The sequence below is a fragment of the Nonomuraea sp. NPDC004354 genome (assembly GCF_053602555.1).
On the sequence record NZ_JBSGDV010000002.1, the window covers coordinates 738,569 to 757,161 of the forward strand.

Below are 18,593 nucleotides of genomic sequence, written 5' to 3' on the forward strand. Positions count from 1 at the left end.
GATGTCATTTGAGCAGGTAGCCCACTTCATCGGCGGATCCTGGGTGGCGGAGGGCGAGCCGTTCCCATCCTACGATCCCATGACCGGACAGGTGGTTCGTCAGGTCCATGAGGCGGACCAGGCGGTGGTCGACCGGGCCGTGCGCGCCGCCCGCGCGGCCGCGCCGGACTGGGCCGCGCTGCCGATGGCCGAGCGGGCCGCGTGGATGCGCCGCCTGGCCGACGGGATCGAGGCGCGGTTCGACGACCTGGTGGCCGCCGAGATCGCCGACACGGGCAAGCCGCTGGAGCAGACCCGCACGCTCGACATCCCGCGCGGCGCGGCCAACTTCCGCGCCTTCGCCGAGATCGCCGCGCAGCGCCCGGCCGAGGCCTTCCACCTGCCCGACGTCCTCAGCTACACCGTGCGCCGGCCGCTGGGCGTGGTCGCGGTCGTGGTGCCGTGGAACCTGCCGTTCCTGCTGATGACCTGGAAGCTGGGCCCGGCGCTGGTCGCGGGCAACACCGTCGTGGTCAAGCCGTCGGAGAACACCCCCGGCTCGGCCGCCCTCTTCGCCGAGATCTGCGCCTCCGTGGGACTGCCGCCCGGTGTGGTCAACGTGATCCACGGGTACGGCGAGTCGGGCCGGCTCCTCGTCTCGCACGAAGGGGTCGACGGGGTGACCTTCACCGGCTCCACCCGCACCGGAACCGCGATCATGAAGTCGGTCGCCGACCGGGTGAAGCCGATCTCCTTCGAGCTCGGCGGCAAGAACGCCGGCCTGGTCTTCGCCGACGCCGACCTCGGCAAGGCGGTCGAGGGCAGCGTGCGGTCGGTGTTCACCAACGGCGGCCAGGTGTGCCTGTGCACCGAGCGCCTCTACGTCGAGCGGCCCGTCTTCGAGGAGTTCTGCGCCCTGCTGGCCGAGCGGGCCGCCACCGTCACCCCGCAGCCGATGATCTCGGCGCAGCACCGGGAGAAGGTGCTGTCGTACTACGCGCTGGCCCGCGACGAGGGGGCCAAGTTCCTGACCGGTGGCGGCGCCCCCGAAGGCCCCGGGTACTTCGTCGAGCCCACGGTGGTCACCGGACTGCCCGAGTCCTCCCGCTTCAACAGGGAAGAGATCTTCGGGCCGGTCTGCCACGTGGCGCCGTTCGACACCGAGGACGAGGCCGTCGCGCTGGCCAACGACTCCGACTACGGCCTGGCCGCCACCGTGTGGACGACCGGCCTCGACCGGGCGCACCGGGTCGCGCGCCGGCTGGAGGCGGGGCTCGTCTGGGTCAACACGTGGTACCTGCGCGACCTGCGCACCCCGTTCGGCGGCGTCAAGCTGTCGGGCATCGGCCGGGAGGGCGGCACCCAGTCGCTGGACTTCTACTCCGAACCGACCACGATCACGATCAAGCTGGAAGGTGGCGCATGAACGACGAGTGGGCCGAGGCCGTGGACGTTCGCACCCAGGCGGCCGACCGGCTGCTCGAAGCCCAGCGCTCGGGCAAACCGTGCGCTCCGGTCAGGGACCTGGTGAGCACGGCGGAGGAGGCCTACGCCGTCCAAGAGATCAACACGCGCCGGGCGCTCGACGAGGGACGCAGGCTGGTCGGGCGCAAGATCGGGCTGACCAACCTCGCCGTGCAGAAGCAGCTCGGGGTGGACCAGCCCGACTTCGGCGTGCTGTTCGCCGACATGGCCTACCTCGACGGGCTGCCGGTGCCGTACGAGAGGTTCCTGCAGCCGCGGGCGGAGGCGGAGGTCGCCCTGGTCCTGGCACACGACCTGGTGGGCGGGCCCTTCACGGTGGCCGAGGTGATCAGGGCGGTGGACTTCGCGCTGCCCGCCATCGAGATCGTCGACTCGCGCGTCGCCGACTGGGACATCACCCTGGCCGACACCATCGCCGACAACGCCTCCAGCGGCGCCTTCGTGCTCGGCAACACGCCGGTGGGCCTGCGCGGGCTCGACCTGCGCCTGGCGGGGATGACGATGACCAGGCGCGGTCAGGAGGTGTCGACCGGGGCGGGCGCGGCGTGCATGGGCCACCCGCTGAACGCGGCGGTCTGGCTCGCCGACACGCTCGGCGGCACCGACTACCCGCTGCGCGCGGGAGACGTCGTGCTGACCGGCGCGCTCGGCCCCGTCGTGCCGGTCGAGGAGGGCGACGTGTTCGAGGCGGTCATCGACGGTCTCGGCTCGGTGCGGGCGGTGTTCGCATGAGGCTGGCGATCATCGGCTCGGGGAACATCGGGACCGACCTGATGTTCAAGGCCCTGCTCTCGAAGAAGGTCGAGGTCGTGGCCATGGCGGGCATCGACCCCGCCTCGGACGGCCTGGCCAGGGCGCGGCGCAGGGGCCTGGAGACGACCTCAGCCGGGGTCGAGGGGCTGGTGTCGCTGCCGTCCTTCGAGTCGGTCGACCTGGTGCTCGACGCCACCTCGGCGGGCGCCCACGCGCACAACGCCGCCGTCGTCCAGTCGTACGGCAAGCGCGTCATCGACCTCACGCCCGCCGCGCTCGGCCCCTACGTGGTGCCCTCGGTCAACCTCGACGCCCACCTGTCGGCGCCCAACCTGAACATGGTGACGTGCGGCGGCCAGGCCACGATCCCGATCGTGGCCGCGGTGTCGAGGGTGGCCGGGGTCGCCTACGCGGAGATCGTGGCCTCGATCGCCTCGAAGTCGGCGGGGCCGGGCACCCGGGCCAACATCGACGAGTTCACGGTGACGACGGCCAGGGCGCTGGAGCAGGTGGGCGGTGCGCGGCGGGGCAAGGCGATCATCGTGCTGAACCCGGCGGAGCCGCCGCTGATCATGCGGGACACCGTCTACTGCCTCGTGGACTCCTGCGAGGAGGACGAGGTGGCAGCCTCGGTGGCCGCCATGGTGGCCTCGGTGCAGGAGTACGTGCCCGGGTACCGGCTGAAGCAGGAGGTGCAGTTCACGCCCGTGTCGGCCGACGAGCCGGTGTGGACGCTGGCCAACGGGGCGCGGGGCGGGGTGAAGGTGAGCGTCTTCCTGGAGGTGGAGGGGGCGGCCCACTACCTGCCCGCCTACGCGGGGAACCTCGACATCATGACCGCGGCCGCCCTGCGCACCGCCGAACGGCTCGCGGAGACCGCCGCGGCCGTACCGGTCGCCGCGCCGGCCGGTCACGCGGGGTCGAGCGACGAGGAGGGCTGGGCATGAGCCCGCGCATCTACCTGCAGGACGTGACGTTGCGGGACGGCATGCACGCCATCCGCCACCGCTACACGCTCGACCAGGCCACCGCCGTCGCCGCCGCGCTCGACGCGGCCGGCGTGGCGGCGATCGAGGTCGCGCACGGCGACGGCCTGGCGGGCGGCAGCTTCAACTACGGCCCCGGCGCGCACACCGACGAGGAGTGGATCGAGGCCGTCGCGGGTGCCGTCACGAACGCCAGGCTCACCACGCTGCTGCTACCGGGCATCGGCACCATCGAGGACCTCAGGAAGGCTCACGCGCTGGGCGTCACCTCGGTCAGGATCGCCACGCACTGCACCGAGGCCGACATCTCCGCCCAGCACATCGCCACCGCCCGCGAGCTCGGCATGGACGTCGCGGGGTTCCTGATGATGTCGCACATGGCCCCGCCCGAGGTCCTCGCCGCGCAGGCCAAGCTCATGGAGTCGTACGGCGCGCACTGCGTCTACGTCACCGACTCCGGCGGCGGCCTCACCATGGACGGCGCGAGGGAGCGGATCAGGGCCTACCGTGACGCGCTCAGGCCCGAGACGGAGATCGGCATCCACGCCCACCACAACCTCAGCCTGGGCGTGGCCAACTCGGTGGTCGCGGTGGAGAACGGCTGCACCCGCGTGGACGCCTCCCTGGCCGGGATGGGGGCGGGCGCGGGGAACGCGCCGCTCGAGGTGTTCGTCGCCGTGGCCGACCTCATGGGCTGGCAGCACGGCTGCGACCTCTACGCGCTCATGGACGCCGCCGACGACCTGGTGCGGCCCTTGCAGGACCGCCCCGTACGGGTCGACAGGGAGACGCTGACGCTCGGCTACGCGGGCGTCTACTCCAGCTTCCTGCGGCACGCGGAGGCGGCCTCGCAGCGGTACGGCGTCGACACCCGCGAGATCCTGGCCGAGGCCGGCCGCCGCGGGATGGTCGGCGGCCAGGAGGACATGATCGTCGACATCGCATTGGACCTGACGAAATGAAGCTGGCGCAGGCGCTGCACGAGGCCGCGCGCACCAGGATGCCCATTCCCCAGCCCGGGGACGGGCTCGACGTCGCCACCGCCTACGAGATCCAGGCCGAGGTCGTCGCCCTGCGCGGCGAGCCGCTGTCGGGCGTCAAGCTGGGTTTCACCAGCGAGGCCAAGCGCCGCCAGATGGAGGTCGACGACCTCATCCTGGGCCGGTTGACGCCGTCGATGGCCGAGATCGACCACGGCGCCTACATCCATCCGAGGGTCGAGCCCGAGGTGGTCTACCTGGTCGGGCGCAGGATCGAGAGCGTCGAGGACGCCCGGCGGCCCGGCGCCGTGGCCGCGGTCGCGGCGGGCATCGAGGTGATCGACTCCCGCTACGAGAACTTCAGGTTCTCGCTGGAGAGCGTCATCGCCGACAACACCTCGGCGGCGGGCTACGCGATCGGGCCGTGGCGGCCCTACGACGTCGACGACTGGAACCTCGGTGTGATCTTCGAGATCGACGGGCGGCCGGTGCACGTCGGGTCGACGGCGGCGATCCTCGGCGACCCGCGCAGGGCGATCGTCGAGGCGGCCCGGCTGGCCGCCCGGGTGGGGCTGGTGATCGAGGAGGGCGCCATCCTCCTGGCGGGCGCCGCCACGCCCGCCGAGCCGCTGCGGGCCGGCGCGCACGTGCGGGTGGAGATCCAGCGACTTGGGCAGGTGACGCTGTGATGCTGGTCGAGGGAAAGGCCACGCCGAGGGGGAGGTTCCCGCACGTCAGGCGGGCGGGCGACTTCCTCTACGTGTCGGGGACCAGCTCCAGGCGGCCCGACAACACCTTCGCCGGTGTGGAGGTCGACGAGCTGGGCACCACGGACCTCGACATCCGCGCGCAGACCAGAGCGGTGATCGAGAACATCGGCGACATCCTGCGCGCGGCTGGAGCCGACCTCGCCGACCTGGTACAGATCACCACGTACTTGGTCAACATGAACGACTTCAAGGGCTACAACGAGGTCTACGCCGAGTTCTTCGACGAGACCGGGCCCACGCGCACCACGGTGGCCGTCCATCAACTGCCGCACCCGCACCTGCTCATCGAGATGCAGGCCGTCGCCTACTCACCCAAGGAGCGCGCATGATCCCGCCCATCGACTTCACCAAGTGGATCGACGAGCACGCCCACCTGCTCAAGCCGCCTGTGGGCAACAAGGTGGTCTTCGAGCAGGCGGACGACTTCATCGTCATGGTCGTCGGCGGCCCCAACCAGCGCACCGACTTCCACGTCGACCCGTACGAGGAGCTGTTCTTCCAGATCAAGGGGAACATGCACCTCAACGTCATGACTCCGGAAGGACCCGACACCGTCCACATCCGCGAAGGCCAGATGTGGCTGCTGCCGGGCAACCTGCCGCACTCCCCGCAGCGCGAGGCCGACTCCGTCGGCCTGGTGATCGAGCGCATCAGGCCGGAGGGCACGCTGGAGAAGTTCAGGTGGTACTGCCAGCAGTGCGCCGCCATGGTCCACGAGGTCGAGCTCCAGGTCCGCGACATCGTCAAGGACCTGCCGCCGGTCTTCGAGGCGTTCTACTCCGACGAGAAGGCGCGCACCTGCGACAACTGCGGCGCCCAGCACCCCGGCAAGGGCTGACCGCGTGATCGTCGACGTCCACACGCACTACGTCGCCAAGGGCTGGCCCGACCTGGGCTGGCCCGGCGCGCCCCGGTTGCGGATCGACTCCGAGCGCGAGGCGATGATCGTCGTCAACGACCGCGACTTCCGCAGGATCCAGGACGACTGCTGGGATCCCGAGGTGCGTCTGGCGACGATGGGCGTGGACCGGCAGGTCGTCTCCCCGACGCCGGTGTTCTTCGCCTACGACCGCCCGGCAAAGCAGGCCGCGAACGTCGCGCGGATCTTCAACGACCTGGCGCTGGAGATCTGCGACGGCGATCGGCTGATCCCGTTCTGCCAGGTGCCGTTGCAGGATCCCGACCTGGCCTGCGAGGAGCTCGACCGGTGTCTGGCGGCCGGTCACCGGGGCGTCGAGATCGGCAACCACGTCGGCGACAGGGACCTCGACGACGAGGGGGTCGTGCAGTTCCTTCAGCACTGCGCGGCCAGGAACGTGCCCGTCTTCGTCCACCCGTGGGACATGCCCACGGGGCCGAGGCTCGACAGGTGGATGGCGCAGTGGCTGGTCGGCATGCCGGCCGAGACCCACCTGTCGATCCTGGCGATGATCCTCGGTGGCGTCTTCGACCGCGTGCCGGAGACGCTGCGGATCTGCTTCGCCCACGGAGGCGGCTCGTTCGCCTTCTGGCTGGGCCGCTTCGAGAACGCGTGGCACCGCAGGAGCGATGTCATCGGCACCTCGGAGCATCCCCCTTCGCACTACCTCGACCGCTTCAGCGTCGACTCCGTCGTCTTCGACGAGCGGGCGCTGCGGCTGCTGGTCGACACGCTGGGGGAGGACCGTGTGATGCTCGGCTCCGACTACCCGTATCCGCTCGGCGAGTCCCCCGTGGGGCGGCTGGTCAGCGGCGCGGGCTTCCTCTCCGACCAGGCGCGCGCCAGGATCCTGGGAGGCAATGCCGAGGCTTTTCTTGGAGAAACACCGTGAATCGTGAAGAATGTCGGGCTCTTGACGCGGCCGACCCGCTGCGGGAGTTCAGGGACGAGTTCGTGCTGCCCGAGGGCGTGATCTACCTCGTGGGCAACTCTCTCGGCGCGCTGCCCCGCCGTGCGTCCGAGCGGGTCCGCAGGGCGGTCGAGGAGGAGTGGGGCCGCGAGCTGGTCGGCGGATGGAACAGCGCCGGCTGGTACGCCCAGCCGCTCACCACCGGTGACCGGCTGGCCCCGCTGATCGGCGCGGGCCCTGGAACGGTGGTGGTGGGCAACACCACGTCGATCGCGGTGCACCAGGCGGTGGCCGCCGCGATGCGGCTGCGGCCTTCACGGCCCGTGGTGGTGGCCGACGTGACCAACTTCCCGACCGACAACTACATCCTCGAGGGGCTCGGCTGCCAGGTGCGCGACTTCTCCGAGGGAGTCGGCGACGACGTGGCCGCCGTGCTGCTGTCGGAGGTGAACTACCGCACGGGCGAGCGGTACGACGTGGCCGAGGTGACCGCGCGCGTCCAGGCGGCGGGCGCGCTGATGATCTGGGACGTCTGCCACAGCGTGGGCGCGCTGCGCGTCGACGTCTCGCAGGCCGACTTCGCGCTCGGCTGCACCTACAAGTACCTCAACGGGGGTCCCGGCGCTCCCGCCTTCCTCTACGTCAACCCGCGCCACCACGAGGCCGCCGAGAACGTGCTGTCCGGCTGGTATAGCCACGCCGAGCCGTTCGCCTTCGAGCCGCGCTTCCGCCCCGCCGACGGCATCAGGCGCTTCACCGTCAGCACGCCGCACGTGCTGTCGTTCGCCGCGCTCGAGGCCGCGCTCGACGTGTGGGAGCGCGTCGACATGGACCTGGTCAGGGCCAAGAGCGTGCAGCTGACCTCGCTGTTCATGGACCTGGTCGGCGACGCGCTGGAGCCCGCCTCCCCGCGCGACCCGCGACACAGGGGAAGCCAGGTCAGCTTCTATCACCCCGACGGCTACCCGGTGATGCGGGCGCTGATCGACAGGGGCGTGCACGGCGACTTCCGGGCGCCCGACATCCTCCGCTTCGGCTTCGCGCCGCTCTACATCCGGCACGTGGACGTCTACGACGCGGCCCAGACGCTGCTGGAGGTGCTGGACAAGGAGCTGTGGCGGGACGAGAAGTACGCCCAGCGGCTCGCCGTCACCTGAGCGACCCATCGGCTTGGCAGGCCCGCCGCGCCGTACCGGAATTCGGACAAGTAACATCAAGGGCGCCCACAAGGCGCCTCAATGTACGTCCGCGGTTCTGTGCGGCCTGCACACCCGCGGGTCTCCCGGAGCGCGCCCAGCTTCCGGGAGACCCCCGCCATGCTGCTGACCTTCGCGGTCACCGCCCTTGTCATGATCATGATCCCCGGCCCGGACGCCGCGCTGATCATGCGCAGCTCCCTCACCCACGGCCGCGTCGCGGGACTGCTCACCATGGCGGGGGGCCTGCTCGGCCTCACCGTCCACGCCACCGCGGCCTCTCTCGGCCTGTCGGCGCTGCTGGCCGCCTCACCGGCCGCCTTCACCGCGCTCAGGTGGCTCGGTATCGCCTACCTGCTCTGGCTGGGCGTGCAGTCGTTCCGCGCCAAGCCGCAGGAGGCGCGGGCCGCAGGGCAGCGCCACGTCCGCAACGGCTTCTTCTCCAACCTGCTCAACCCGAAGGTCCTGCTGTTCCAGGTGACGTTCCTGCCGCAGTTCATGACCGGACCCGACGACGCGCTGCTGCTGTCGGCGGTCTTCGCCGGGCTCTACTTCCTGTGGTTCCTCGTCTACGTGCTCGTGATCGACCGGCTGGGCGCGGTGCTGCGCACCCCCCGGGTACGGCGGCGCGTCGAACGGATCACCGGAGTGCTACTGGTCGGCTTCGCCCTGCGCCTGGCCGTCCAGTAGCTTGACCGCCCGCTTGGGAGCGATCGCCCGGTAGCTCTCCTCCACCCAGTCGAGCAGCACCTCGGTCTCGGGCAGGTCGCTCTCGAACGGGACCGTCACCCAGCCCGCCTTGCCCAGCCCGTAGCCGCTGGGCTCGGCGCCCTCGACGGTCAGCGCGTGGCCGTGCGACTCCGAGCGCAGCTTCACGCCGAACGCCGGGTTCCACTTCTCCGTGGGCTCGTCGATGCCGAGGAAGACGAACACCTTCTTGTTGACCTTGATGACGCTCTCGCCCCAGGGGAATGCCTCGTGGGTCTCCGGCAGGCTCAGCGCGAAGTCACGGATGGCCTCTCGGACGGCATGCCAGTCGCTCATCCCTGAGTTCTACCCTTGAACTCCGACAGTTTGGCCTCGATCACCGGCCGGATGCGCTCGCGCGCCTCCATGCGCGGGACACCCTCCATCAGCATCCGGTCGTAGCCGGTGTCCAGGTGGCGGATCGAGGCCACGACGGCGAGCGTGATCGCGTTCTCGTCCATGGCCTTGGCGGCGGCCGTACGGCCGACCCGGCCGCTGCCGCGCTGGGCGGCGTGAGCGGCGATGGACTCGGCCCGCTCGGCCGGGCAGGACGGGAAGAGCCGCACGATCGCGGCGGCCATCCTGGCCTGGTGGTCGAGGTCCTGCTCGGCCCTGCGCTCGCGGTCGCGCGCCCGGCGCGCCTCGCGGGCCTCCTCGTCGCCCAGGCACTGCTCCTCCGCCCTGGCCAGCGCCGCCTCCTCCACCAGCACGCCCTGGCGCTGGTAGACCTTGCGCCGCCGGTTGTACTGCACGACCACCGCCGACAGCACGCTCTCCTTCTTGGCCCTGCGGCTCAGCGCGGCGTTGCCCGACGGGAGGAAGACGAGGTGGTCGAGGTCGGCGCAGGTCAGGCAGTGCGGCCGGTCGTCCTCCATGATCAGGTAGGGGCCGGTGTCGCCGCACGAGGCGCAGGTCCACGGCTGCTGCGGCGAGACCACGACGAGGTCGGGCGCCTTGCTCTGCCGTTCGGTGAGCTGTTTGACGCGGGCGTCGCTGAGATCGGGGGACAGCCAGTGCACGCGGAAGCAGTCCTGCTCGCCCGCGGTGGTGAAGCGCAGCTCGCGCCGGTCCCTGCCGCCCGACAGGTACGGCGTCTCCATCGGGCGCAGGCCCTTCGACCGCGCCCACTCGCGCAGCGCCACGGCGGCGTCGAGCAGGCGGGCGTCGTCGACGGCGGCCAGTTCGGCGAGCGTGGCGGCCCTGCCCTGGCGCCAGGTGTCGACATGGCGGCTGTGCAGCCAGCGCAGGCCGGTGACGACGTCGAGGAAGGTGACGTACTTGCGGGTGGTGAGCGCGATCTCGGCCGCGTCCGCGACCCTGCGCGCCAGGTTCGGTCGGCTCACAGCACACCAGTGTGCCGCCCCTCAGGCGCGTCGGCTCCCCTCCCGCGGGTGGTGGCCGGGCTCCCCCCGGGGTACGGCCCGCTGTGCGGGGGTTTGCGGGGAGATGGCGGGTGGTCAGGCGTCGCTTGGCACGATCCCGGCTAGGTCATCATCGTGCGTGCGCTCGCCCTTCTCTGCCTGGTGGTGTTCGCCGGCGCCTGCGCCGCCACCACCCCCACGGTGACCGGCGCGTTCGGCGAGCGGCCCGTCATCGAGCTGCCCTCGCGCCGCCCCGCGGACACCCCGGTCGTCAGCGTGCTGTCGGAGGGGTCCGGCCCGTTCACGAAGCGGGGTGACGTGGTGCTGACCGAGGTCGAGATCCGCCGGTGGGACGGCGCCAAGCCGTACGTGACGACCTACGACACCAAGCAGCCCCTCACGGTCGTCCTGGACGGCAGGCACGTCTCGCCGGCGTGGGAGCGGGCGCTGCTCGGCCGTCCGGCCGGCAGCAGGGTCATGCTGGTCGGCCCCGCCCACCTCGGGTACGGCCCGCCCGAGGCACTGGGCAGCGCCGCGCCGGGCGAGACGCTGGTGCTGGTCTTCGACATCCTCGCCGGATACCCGCCGGACGCGAGGCTGGTCGGAAAGCGGCTGCCGGACCTGCCCGACCCCCTGCGCGAGGGGGTCCTGATCGACGGTTCGGGCCCGCCGGTGACGCGCGGATCCCGGGTGGTCGTGCAGTACGTCGGTGCCCGCTGGCCCAGCGGGAAGGTCTTCGACTCCTCGTCGGCCGGCGGCGGCCCGCGCGTCGTCGTGCTGGAGGACGGCGCGGTGCCGCCCGGCTGGGTGGAGGGCCTGGACGGCAGGCGGGTGGGCAGCAGGGTCGCCATCACCACGCCCGCCGTGCCGGAGAAGGGCGTGACGACGGGCGGGATGACGGTCCCCGCGGGGAGCCGGCTTGTCTACGTGGTCGACGTCATCGGCCTGGTGTGACGCGCGACAGAGGCCTCCACCGCGCTGTGGAGGCCCTGGCCGGGGCTGGTCAGCCGCAGTGTTCCAAGGGGCTGTCGTAGGTGGCGGTGCCTGCCTTGCCGCCCCACCTGACGCACTTGCCGGCGGCAGCGGCGCGGACCGGTCCCGCGTAGTACGAGAAGTTGCCCGAGTCGGTGATCCGGGCGCTGCCTTGCACTTCCAGGTAGGCGGTCGTGGCCGTGGCGGTGCCGAGGGAGGTGCTCTTCATCGTGGCGACGCAGTTGTAGCCGTTGCCGCTGTTGTAGAGCAGGTAGACCGTGCCGGAGGAGCCGAGGGCGGCTGAGTCGATCACGCTGTAGCCGGCGCCGCACACTTCCTGCGGGGTGTAGGGGTTGGTGGTGTTGCCGCAGTTCCTCGAGGTCAGCGTCTGGATCGGGTAGCCGAAGGTGACGCCGTTGAAGACGGCCTTCTGGATGTTGGACGGGTAGCTGGTGCCGAGCCGCACCTCGTAGTGGAGGTGGGGCGAGATGTAGTTGCCCGGCTTGCTGGTGTTGCCGACGGTGCCGATCTTCTGGCCCTGCGAGACGGTCTGGCCGGCGCTGACGGAGCGGACGTTCAGGTGCGCGTAGTAGGTGGCCCATCCGCCACCGTGGTCGATCTTGACCAGGTTGCCGTACCCGTTGGTGGAGCCCTGGTGGGCGGAGATGACCACGGTTCCGGCGGCGGCGGCGACCACGGGGTCGCCGAGGTCGGCGTCCGGGGTGCTGCCTCTGTTGAAGTCGATCTCCCATGACTGGTGGGCGTCGCTGGCGCTGCTGTTGCCGTTCCACGACTGCCCGCACGGGAAGGGCAGCTGGAAGTTGGTGGCCATGACGCTCACGTCGGCCGTCACCTCGTTGGGTGGGTCGCCGCCGTCGCCCGGGTCGGCGGCGGCGACGCTCAGGAACAGGGCTAAGCCCGCGATGGCGACTGCTCGGAGTTTCACTGGGACCCCTTCCGCACCGATATGTCTTGCCAGGGCCCAGGGTGGGGATAATCCGCACAAAAAACGTACAGAGGGCTGCCATGGTGTCCTTCCATGTGCTCGGTCCGCTGGAGGCGCGGGCCGGAGGGCGGCCACTGCGCATCTCCGGCAGGAAACCGCGCATGCTGCTGGCCACACTGCTTCTCGACGCCAACCATCTCGTCGGTGCGGACCTGCTGGTCGACGTGCTGTGGGACCGCCCGCCCCGCTCGGCCCAGGCGAACCTGCGCACCTACACCAGCTCCCTGCGCTCTTCCCTCGGCGCGCGCATCCGGGCTGAAGGGTCCGGTTACCTGATCGAGGTCGCCCCCCAGGACCTCGATCTGCTGCAGTTCGAGCACCTCGTGGCCCGCCGCGACCCCGGCTCGCTGGCCGCCGCGCTCGCGTTGTGGCGCGGCGCCCCGCTGGTGGACCTGCCCGACCACCCGCTGTGGACGCGCAGGCTCGCCGCCCTCCCCGAGGTACGGCTGGCCGCCGCCCGCGAGCTCATCGCCGCCCTCCTCGCGCAGGGCGAGTACGGCGAGGCGGTCGCCCTGCTGCGTCCCCTGTGCGCGGAGCACCCGTTCCGCGAGGACCTGTGGGGGCAGCTCATGCTGGCCCTGCACGGGAGCGGGCGCCAGGCGGAGGCGCTGTCCAGCTACGCCGCGATCAGGCGGCAGCTGGTCGCCGAACTCGGCGTGGAGCCGGGACCGGGGCTGCGCGAGGTGCAGGCCAGGGTGCTGGCGGGGGAGCTGCCGAGAGGCTCCTCGGTCTCCGTGCCGCGCCAGCTCCCACCGGACGTGCCCGACTTCGTGGGCCGGGCGCGCGAGTCGGCGGCCCTCGCCGGCGCCTTCTCCCTCGCGGTGATCTCGGGGCCTCCAGGGTCGGGCAAGAGCGCGCTGGCCGTCCGCGCCGCGCACGCGCTCGCCGAGAGGTTCCCCGCCGGGCAGCTGTTCCTCAGCCTCGCCGCCGCGGACCCGGCCGACCTGCTGGCCCAGGCGCTCAGGGCGATGGGGGCCACCTCGATCCCCGACTCGGTGGCCGAACGCTCGGCCCTCTACCGCACGATCCTGGCCGACCGCCCGATGCTCGTGGTTCTGGACGACGCGCCGGACGTCACGCAGGTGCGGCCGCTTCTGCCCGGCCCGGGGTCGGCGGTGATCGTGACCGCCAGGACGAAGCTCACCTCGCTGCCGGGGGCGCTCCAGATCCACCTGGAGTCGCTCGCGCGCGCCGAGGCCGAGGAACTGCTGGGCTGCATCGTGGGCGAGGAGAGAACGGCGCGGGAGCCGGAGGCGGCCACGGCGATCGTGCGGGCCTGCGGGTACGTGCCGCTGGCCGTACGGATCGCCGGGGCCCGGCTGGCCGCGCGCCCCGGCTGGTCGCTCGCGGTGTTCCAGAGCCGGCTCATGGACGAGAACCGCAGGATAGGAGAGCTGCGCATCGGCGACCTCGACGTGCGCACAGGGCTGGACCACAGCTACCGCGGCCTGCCGGGGGAGGCCGCCAGGACCCTGCACACCCTCGGCAGGCTCGGCGGCGCCGCGATCCCCGCCTGGGTGGTCGACGCCGTGCTCGACCGGCACCGGGCGGACGACGTCACGGACGCCCTGGTGGACGCCGACCTGCTCACCCTGGTCGGTACCGACCGGCTCGGCCAGCCCCGCTACCAGCTTCCCGACCTGGTCAGGTGCCACGCGCTGGAGCAGCGGGGCGATCCGGCCGCGCTCGCCAGGGTGGTGGCGGGGTGGACCGCGACCGCCGAGGTGGCCACGGCCAAGCTGCCCACGACCGTCTTCACGCTCAGCTCGGCCACCGCGGCGCGCTGGTGGCTGCCGCGAGGCACCCTCGACATGCTCACCGCCGACCCGCTGGCCTGGTTCGAGGTGGAGCAGGGGGCGCTGGAGGACGCCGTGGGCCTGGCCGTGGCGGCGGGCCTGGCCGAGCAGGCGTGGGGGCTGGCCGCCGCGCTGGTCCCCTACCTCGACCTGCGCTGCCACTTCGACGCCTGGCAGCGCACCCACCGCACCGCGCTGGCCGCCGCCCGCGTCGCCGGCGACAGGTACGGCGAAGCCGCCATGCTCCGCGGCCTCGCCCAGGTCTGCCTCTACCAGGACCGCTACGCCGAGTCGGAGGAGATGTTCGCCCGCGCCCGCCGGATCTTCCGCGAGCTCGGCGACGTCAGGGCGGAGGCCACCTCCGTCTCCGGGCTCGGCGCCGTCGCGCAGTTCCGCGGCAGGCACGTCACCGCGCTGTCCCACTTCCGCAGCGCCCTGGCGATGTTCGGCGCGATCGGCGACCTCAACGGCGAGGCCTACACCCGCCAGGCCATCGGCAGGGTCTGGCTGAAGTCCGGCGACGCGGCCCAGGCTGAGCAGTGGCTGGGGCAGGCGCTGCGCCTGGCCCAGGAGCTCGGGGACGTCCACCGCGAGGGCTGCGTGTCGGTCCAGCTCGGCGGACACCACGTCGAGCGGGCGCTCGAGATCTTCGAAAGCCTCGGCGACCTGCACTGCGGCGCCTACGCCCTGCAGCGGCTGGCGGGGCTCCAGGCCGCCCGCGGCGATCTGGTCCCCGCCTCGACGGGGCTCGAACGCTCGCTGGCGGTCTTCCGGCGGCTCGGCGACCGCAGCGGCCAGGCGTCCTCGGCCGAGCTCCTCGGCGAGCTGTACCGCTCGGCCGGCCGGGACGAGCTGGCCCGCGACTACCTGAGCGAGGCCGTGGCGCTCAGGGGATCACTCGCCGCAGAAGCCGTCTGATCCGGCCCTCCGTGACCGCGACGGCCGTGCCGTCGAGGGCGGCGAGCGCCTCGGCCGCGCTCGGCCGCTTGCCGGCGTCGGGGTGCAGCATCTCCTGGACCAGTCCGCCGGCGCCGTCGGGCAGGAGCTGGTGGGCGATCACGCCGGCCGCGTAGACGTCGGACGCGGGGGTCATCAGGTCGGGCCGGTCGTGACACTCCGGGGCGACGTACTGGGCGTCGAGCACGTTGCTCAGCTCGTTGGCCACGGTGTACGCCCTGGGCGCGCCCTTGGCGTAGTCGAACCCGGTGAGCATCGCCTGGCCATCCTCGGTGACCAGCACGGAGGCGGGCGTCAGCGCCCGGTGGACCACCCCGTGGGCGTGCACGTGCGCCAGGCCGGAGAGCATGCCCCGCAGCGCCCCCTTGACCAGGTCGGTCCTGCGCTCCTGGAGCTGGAGGTGGAGCGCCCTGCCGTGCACGTCGTCCAGGACGAGCACGAACCTGCTCTCGTCGTCGATGGCGAAGAAGTCGCGCGACCTGACGACGGCGGGGTGGGCGGGGATCCGCGTCAGCGACTGGTAGGCGTTGGCGATGCGCTGCCGTTCGGCGGCCCGCTGCTCCTGGTCGGCCAGCGGGTCGGCCTGGTAGACGCGCAGCAGGACGGTCTCGCTGCCCGGCACGGTGGCGTTGAAGGCGCGGTACTCGGTCACCCTGCTGTCGCCGCCGAGCCGTTCGGCGACCTCCCAGTTGCCGAACCTGGGCGGGGCGGTGCTGCGCCGTACGGTGGCGTTGAGCGCGTCGAGGATCTGCGGCAGGTACGGCTTGGCGTCGCGGGTGCCGCCGCGCCGTACCCTGCCGGGGTCGGCGAGCGCGGCGACGAGGTCGGGCAGGGACGTGACGTTGCCGGCCTCGCGCCCTCCGCGGTCGACCAGCTCGGCGTCGGGTGAGGAGAGCACGACCAGGCTGTCGACGTAGACGCGTTCGAGCTCGCGGTGCTTGTCGACGAGCAGGCCCTTCAGCGCCCTCGCCGTGCCGCGCAGCTTGGCCACGGGCGAGCCGAACGCCTCCCTGCGGGGCGGGAACCAGCGCTGTCCCGCGACCTCGATGCGGCCCCTGGTGCCCTTGACGTCGATGACCACGAGGGAGTGGCCGGTCAGCACGATGAGGTCGACCTCGAACAGGTCGCCCCTGCGCGGGATCTCGACGTTGTGCAGCAGCAGCCAGTCGTGGGGCGCGTGGTCGCGCAGATGGGCGATCACCCGCCGTTCGGCGTCGTTGACCGGACGTCCGCCCCCGACGATCTCTGCCATAGGGCACATCCTTGCAGATTTTCGATTGACAACACGTTGTCGTAATGACAGGATGTTGTCATGAAGCGCATCGTTCACCTCGCCGTTTACGACACCCTCGCCGACTGGGAGACCGGATACGCCACCGCGCACCTGCGCGGCGAGCAGTACGACATCGTCACCGTGGCCGAGAGCGCCGAGCCGATCGTCACGATGGGCGGCTCGCGCATCCTGCCCGACATCACGATCGACCAGCTCTCTCCGGCGGACAGCGCGATGCTGATCCTGCCCGGCGCGGAGCTCTGGGACGAGGGCGGCAACGTCGCGTTCGCGCGGAAGGCGCGCGAGTTCCTCGACGCGGGCGTGCCCGTCGCGGCGATCTGCGGCGCGGTCGCCGGCCTGGCCGGGGAGGGGCTGCTCGACGACCGCGACCACACCAGCGCGTTCCCCGGCTATGTGCAGCGCGACGGCTACAACGGCGCCGAGCACTACGTCGACGCCGACGCGGTGACCGACCGCGGCCTCGTCACGGCGGGGCCGACCGAGCCGGTGGCCTTCGGCAGGGAGGTCCTGGCCGCGCTCGACGTCTACAAGCCGGAGAAGCTCGACGCGTGGTTCAGGCTGTTCAAGCACAGCGACGCGACGGCGGTCGAGGTGCTGATGGCGCCATGAGCGAGTCCGGAGCGCTGTTGTCCGCGAGCGCGCTGACGGCGTTCCGGCTCAACGGGCAGTTCATGGAGGTGGCGGAGAGGCTGGCCAGGCCGGCCGGCCTCACCGCCGCCTGGTGGCAGGTGCTGGGCGCGGTGCTGAAGGAACCGCTGCCGGTGGCGGGCATCGCCAGGGTGATGGGGATGACCCGCCAGGGCGTGCAGCGCATCGCCGACCTGCTGGTGGAGAAGGGGCTGGCGGAGTACCTGCCCAACCCCGCCCACCGCAGGGCCAAGCTCCTGCGGCCGACTCCCGAGGGACTGGCGGCCGTCAGGAAGATCGATCCGGGGCACCAGGAACTGGCCGAGCGGATGTTGGCCGAGCTGGGCGAGGCCGAGTGGAGCGCCGCGGTCGAGGCGCTGCGGCGGCTGTCGGCCGCGCTCGAGGCGATCGAGACCTCCTAGGCGGCGGCCAGCGCCTCGGCGCCGGGGCGCGGGCCGTTCCTTCGCACGATGCCACGGCTGGGCAGGGCGAGCAGTGCGACCAGGGCGATGAGCGCGCCCGACACGCCCAGCCACGGGATCACGGTGGCGTTCGCCGCGGCGTGCGCGGCCCGCAGGCCGTGCAGAGGCGCCTCCGACGTGATGACCGACCCGTAGGCGGTGCCAGCGATCGCCAGCGCCACCGATCCGCCGATCTGCCGGAAGAAGGAGAGGTTGGCCGAGGCGGTGCCGATGTGCTGGGGCGCCACCGTGGACTGCACGGCGACGGTGAGGCCCGAGAGCATCGGGCCCATGCCGAGGCCGAGGAGCACCATCCACGCCGCCAGCGCGAGGCTCGAGGTCCCCAGACCGAGGTTCACGCACAGCAGCGACCCGGCGACCAGCAGGAACGGCGCGGCGACGAGGTACGGCTTGTACCTGCCGGTCCTGGACATCAGCGTGCCCATGACGGCGCTGCCGGCCACCATCGCGAGCATCAGCGGGTAGATCCGCAGGCCCGAGTCCGTGGCGCTGGCACCGAGCGCCTGCTGGAAGTAGCGCGGCAGGAAGACCACGCCCGCGTACATGCAGAAGGCCGTGAAGAACGACGTGACCATGACCAGCGTGTAGGTGCGGTCGGCGAACAGGTGCAGCGGCATGATCGGACTCGCGACCCGCCGCTCCACCAGCACGAACGCCACCAGCGCCAGCAGCGCGCCGCCGATCGGCCCCGCGACGGCGGGATCGGTCCAGGTGTTGCCGTCGATGCCCTTCTCCGTCAGGCCGACCAGCAGGGCGCTGATCGCGACGGTGAAGACCGCGATGCCGAGATAGTCGGGCCGCCCCCCGCCCGTGCCCTTCAAGTACGGCAGGCGCCACGCGATGATCGCGACCAGCGCGATGCCGATCGGCAGGTTCACGTAGAACGCCCACCGCCAGCTCGCGTGGTCGGTGAACAACCCGCCGAGGAACGGCCCCGCCAGGTAGCTCAACGCCATCACGCCGCCCACCGCGCCCTGCACGCGGGCACTTCGCTCGGGCGGGAACAGATCGATGATCAACGCGAGCGACAACGGCAGCAACGCGCCGGCGCCCAGGCCCTGCAGTGCCCGGAACGCGATCAGCTGCGGCATGTCCTGCGCCAGGCCGCACAGCGCGGAGCCGGCCAGGAAGACCACCACGCCGATCAGCAGCAGGGGCTTGCGGCCGTGCTGGTCGGACAGCCTGCCGTACAGGGGGACGGTCACGGTGGAGGTCAGGAGGTAGGCGGTCACCACCCAGGTGTAGAGGTCGGTGCCGCCGAGCTCGGCGGTGATCTCGGGAAGCGCGGTGCCCACGATCGTCTGGTCGAGCATCGCCAGGAACATGCCGCCAAGAACGGCCAGGATCAGCAACATGCGTCGAGATTGACATGT

Annotated in this window: 19 protein-coding genes; 14 read left to right on the forward strand and 5 right to left on the reverse strand. The window is 71.7% G+C overall.

Features of this window, described 5'->3' with window-relative positions; translation table 11 throughout:
* The first annotated feature begins 1 nt into the window (after position 1).
* The 10 genes from ACWENQ_RS09390 (at position 2) to ACWENQ_RS09435 (ending at position 8,668) form a co-directional block, all read left to right on the forward strand.
* Positions 2–1,405 carry an aldehyde dehydrogenase family protein gene (locus ACWENQ_RS09390; protein ID WP_452413805.1) on the forward strand — a complete coding sequence of 468 codons (1,404 nt, stop codon included), beginning with the start codon at positions 2–4 and terminating at the stop codon, positions 1,403–1,405.
* Positions 1,402–2,196 carry a 2-keto-4-pentenoate hydratase gene (locus ACWENQ_RS09395; protein WP_452413536.1) on the forward strand — a complete coding sequence of 265 codons (795 nt, stop codon included), beginning with the start codon at positions 1,402–1,404 and terminating at the stop codon, positions 2,194–2,196. Before ACWENQ_RS09390 ends, ACWENQ_RS09395 begins: the two co-directional genes overlap by 4 nt.
* Positions 2,193–3,164 (forward strand): acetaldehyde dehydrogenase (acetylating), encoded by a 972-nt coding sequence (locus ACWENQ_RS09400; RefSeq protein ID WP_449921934.1) that lies wholly within the window; start codon positions 2,193–2,195, stop codon positions 3,162–3,164. Before ACWENQ_RS09395 ends, ACWENQ_RS09400 begins: the two co-directional genes overlap by 4 nt.
* The gene (gene dmpG / locus ACWENQ_RS09405; RefSeq protein WP_449921932.1) at positions 3,161–4,165 is read left to right on the forward strand and encodes a 4-hydroxy-2-oxovalerate aldolase; all 1,005 of its coding nucleotides are present in this window, start codon (positions 3,161–3,163) and stop codon (positions 4,163–4,165) included. Before ACWENQ_RS09400 ends, dmpG begins: the two co-directional genes overlap by 4 nt.
* Positions 4,162–4,872, forward strand: coding sequence for a 2-keto-4-pentenoate hydratase (locus ACWENQ_RS09410; RefSeq protein ID WP_452413538.1), 711 nt, complete (start codon positions 4,162–4,164; stop codon positions 4,870–4,872). The genes dmpG and ACWENQ_RS09410 overlap by 4 nt, the downstream gene beginning before the upstream one ends.
* On the forward strand, positions 4,872–5,282 hold the full coding sequence (locus ACWENQ_RS09415) for a RidA family protein (RefSeq protein ID WP_354909478.1): 411 nt from the start codon (positions 4,872–4,874) through the stop codon (positions 5,280–5,282). The genes ACWENQ_RS09410 and ACWENQ_RS09415 overlap by 1 nt, the downstream gene beginning before the upstream one ends.
* Positions 5,279–5,791, forward strand: a complete 513-nt coding sequence (locus tag ACWENQ_RS09420) for a 3-hydroxyanthranilate 3,4-dioxygenase (RefSeq protein WP_452413539.1) — start codon at positions 5,279–5,281, stop codon at positions 5,789–5,791. The genes ACWENQ_RS09415 and ACWENQ_RS09420 overlap by 4 nt, the downstream gene beginning before the upstream one ends.
* A gap of 4 nt (positions 5,792–5,795) precedes the next feature.
* On the forward strand, positions 5,796–6,764 hold the full coding sequence (locus tag ACWENQ_RS09425; RefSeq protein WP_452413541.1) for an amidohydrolase family protein: 969 nt from the start codon (positions 5,796–5,798) through the stop codon (positions 6,762–6,764).
* A complete protein-coding gene (locus ACWENQ_RS09430; protein ID WP_449921924.1) occupies positions 6,761–7,939 on the forward strand; it encodes a kynureninase in 1,179 nt (392 codons plus the stop codon). Before ACWENQ_RS09425 ends, ACWENQ_RS09430 begins: the two co-directional genes overlap by 4 nt.
* Positions 7,940–8,098: 159 nt before the next feature.
* Positions 8,099–8,668, forward strand: a complete 570-nt coding sequence (locus ACWENQ_RS09435) for a LysE family translocator (protein ID WP_354909486.1) — start codon at positions 8,099–8,101, stop codon at positions 8,666–8,668.
* On the opposite strand, the gene ACWENQ_RS09440 is transcribed toward ACWENQ_RS09435, so the two are convergent.
* Positions 8,630–9,022, reverse strand: coding sequence for an MmcQ/YjbR family DNA-binding protein (locus tag ACWENQ_RS09440; protein ID WP_452413543.1), 393 nt, complete (start codon positions 9,020–9,022; stop codon positions 8,630–8,632). The genes ACWENQ_RS09435 and ACWENQ_RS09440 overlap by 39 nt on opposite strands.
* Complete coding sequence (locus ACWENQ_RS09445; RefSeq protein WP_452413545.1) at positions 9,019–10,068, reverse strand: DUF2293 domain-containing protein; 1,050 nt, start codon at positions 10,066–10,068, stop codon at positions 9,019–9,021. The genes ACWENQ_RS09440 and ACWENQ_RS09445 overlap by 4 nt, the downstream gene beginning before the upstream one ends.
* 153 nt (positions 10,069–10,221) lie before the next feature.
* Here ACWENQ_RS09445 and ACWENQ_RS09450 point away from each other — a divergent pair, with 153 nt between their 5' ends.
* A complete protein-coding gene (locus ACWENQ_RS09450) occupies positions 10,222–11,040 on the forward strand; it encodes an FKBP-type peptidyl-prolyl cis-trans isomerase (protein WP_452413546.1) in 819 nt (272 codons plus the stop codon).
* Between the two features lie 49 nt (positions 11,041–11,089).
* Here the strand turns inward: ACWENQ_RS09450 and ACWENQ_RS09455 are convergent, their stop codons facing one another.
* Positions 11,090–12,004, reverse strand: a complete 915-nt coding sequence (locus ACWENQ_RS09455; RefSeq protein WP_449921916.1) for a M23 family metallopeptidase — start codon at positions 12,002–12,004, stop codon at positions 11,090–11,092.
* Positions 12,005–12,084: 80 nt separating this feature from the next.
* On the opposite strand from ACWENQ_RS09455, the gene ACWENQ_RS09460 reads away from it, so the two are divergent.
* Positions 12,085–14,778, forward strand: coding sequence for a BTAD domain-containing putative transcriptional regulator (locus ACWENQ_RS09460; protein WP_452413548.1), 2,694 nt, complete (start codon positions 12,085–12,087; stop codon positions 14,776–14,778).
* Here the strand turns inward: ACWENQ_RS09460 and mads6 are convergent.
* A complete protein-coding gene (gene mads6, locus ACWENQ_RS09465) occupies positions 14,747–16,069 on the reverse strand; it encodes a methylation-associated defense system protein kinase MAD6 (RefSeq protein WP_449921913.1) in 1,323 nt (440 codons plus the stop codon). The two genes, ACWENQ_RS09460 and mads6, sit on opposite strands and share 32 nt — an antisense overlap.
* A 60-nt stretch (positions 16,070–16,129) precedes the next feature.
* Here mads6 and ACWENQ_RS09470 point away from each other — a divergent pair, with 60 nt between their 5' ends.
* Both ACWENQ_RS09470 and ACWENQ_RS09475 read left to right on the forward strand, forming a co-directional pair.
* Positions 16,130–16,720 (forward strand): DJ-1/PfpI family protein, encoded by a 591-nt coding sequence (locus ACWENQ_RS09470; RefSeq protein WP_452413549.1) that lies wholly within the window; start codon positions 16,130–16,132, stop codon positions 16,718–16,720.
* Complete coding sequence (locus ACWENQ_RS09475; RefSeq protein WP_449921910.1) at positions 16,717–17,160, forward strand: MarR family winged helix-turn-helix transcriptional regulator; 444 nt, start codon at positions 16,717–16,719, stop codon at positions 17,158–17,160. The genes ACWENQ_RS09470 and ACWENQ_RS09475 overlap by 4 nt, the downstream gene beginning before the upstream one ends.
* Here ACWENQ_RS09475 and ACWENQ_RS09480 read toward each other — a convergent pair.
* Positions 17,157–18,575, reverse strand: coding sequence for an MDR family MFS transporter (locus ACWENQ_RS09480; RefSeq protein WP_452413550.1), 1,419 nt, complete (start codon positions 18,573–18,575; stop codon positions 17,157–17,159). The two genes, ACWENQ_RS09475 and ACWENQ_RS09480, sit on opposite strands and share 4 nt — an antisense overlap.
* Positions 18,576–18,593 lie beyond the last annotated feature (18 nt).

Bases quoted from the DNA above. Each gene is read 5' to 3' on its own strand.
- ACWENQ_RS09390 (WP_452413805.1), top strand. From the start codon at position 2: ATGTCATTTGAGCAGGTAGCCCACTTCATCGGCGGATCCTGGGTGGCG.
- ACWENQ_RS09395 (WP_452413536.1), top strand. From the start codon at position 1,402: ATGAACGACGAGTGGGCCGAGGCCGTGGACGTTCGCACCCAGGCGGCC.
- ACWENQ_RS09400 (WP_449921934.1), top strand. From the start codon at position 2,193: ATGAGGCTGGCGATCATCGGCTCGGGGAACATCGGGACCGACCTGATG.
- dmpG (WP_449921932.1), top strand. From the start codon at position 3,161: ATGAGCCCGCGCATCTACCTGCAGGACGTGACGTTGCGGGACGGCATG.
- ACWENQ_RS09410 (WP_452413538.1), top strand. From the start codon at position 4,162: ATGAAGCTGGCGCAGGCGCTGCACGAGGCCGCGCGCACCAGGATGCCC.
- ACWENQ_RS09415 (WP_354909478.1), top strand. From the start codon at position 4,872: ATGCTGGTCGAGGGAAAGGCCACGCCGAGGGGGAGGTTCCCGCACGTC.
- ACWENQ_RS09420 (WP_452413539.1), top strand. From the start codon at position 5,279: ATGATCCCGCCCATCGACTTCACCAAGTGGATCGACGAGCACGCCCAC.
- ACWENQ_RS09435 (WP_354909486.1), top strand. From the start codon at position 8,099: ATGCTGCTGACCTTCGCGGTCACCGCCCTTGTCATGATCATGATCCCC.
- ACWENQ_RS09440 (WP_452413543.1), bottom strand. From the start codon at position 9,022: ATGAGCGACTGGCATGCCGTCCGAGAGGCCATCCGTGACTTCGCGCTG.
- ACWENQ_RS09460 (WP_452413548.1), top strand. From the start codon at position 12,085: ATGGTGTCCTTCCATGTGCTCGGTCCGCTGGAGGCGCGGGCCGGAGGG.
- mads6 (WP_449921913.1), bottom strand. From the start codon at position 16,069: ATGGCAGAGATCGTCGGGGGCGGACGTCCGGTCAACGACGCCGAACGG.
- ACWENQ_RS09470 (WP_452413549.1), top strand. From the start codon at position 16,130: ATGAAGCGCATCGTTCACCTCGCCGTTTACGACACCCTCGCCGACTGG.
- ACWENQ_RS09475 (WP_449921910.1), top strand. From the start codon at position 16,717: ATGAGCGAGTCCGGAGCGCTGTTGTCCGCGAGCGCGCTGACGGCGTTC.
- ACWENQ_RS09480 (WP_452413550.1), bottom strand. From the start codon at position 18,575: ATGTTGCTGATCCTGGCCGTTCTTGGCGGCATGTTCCTGGCGATGCTC.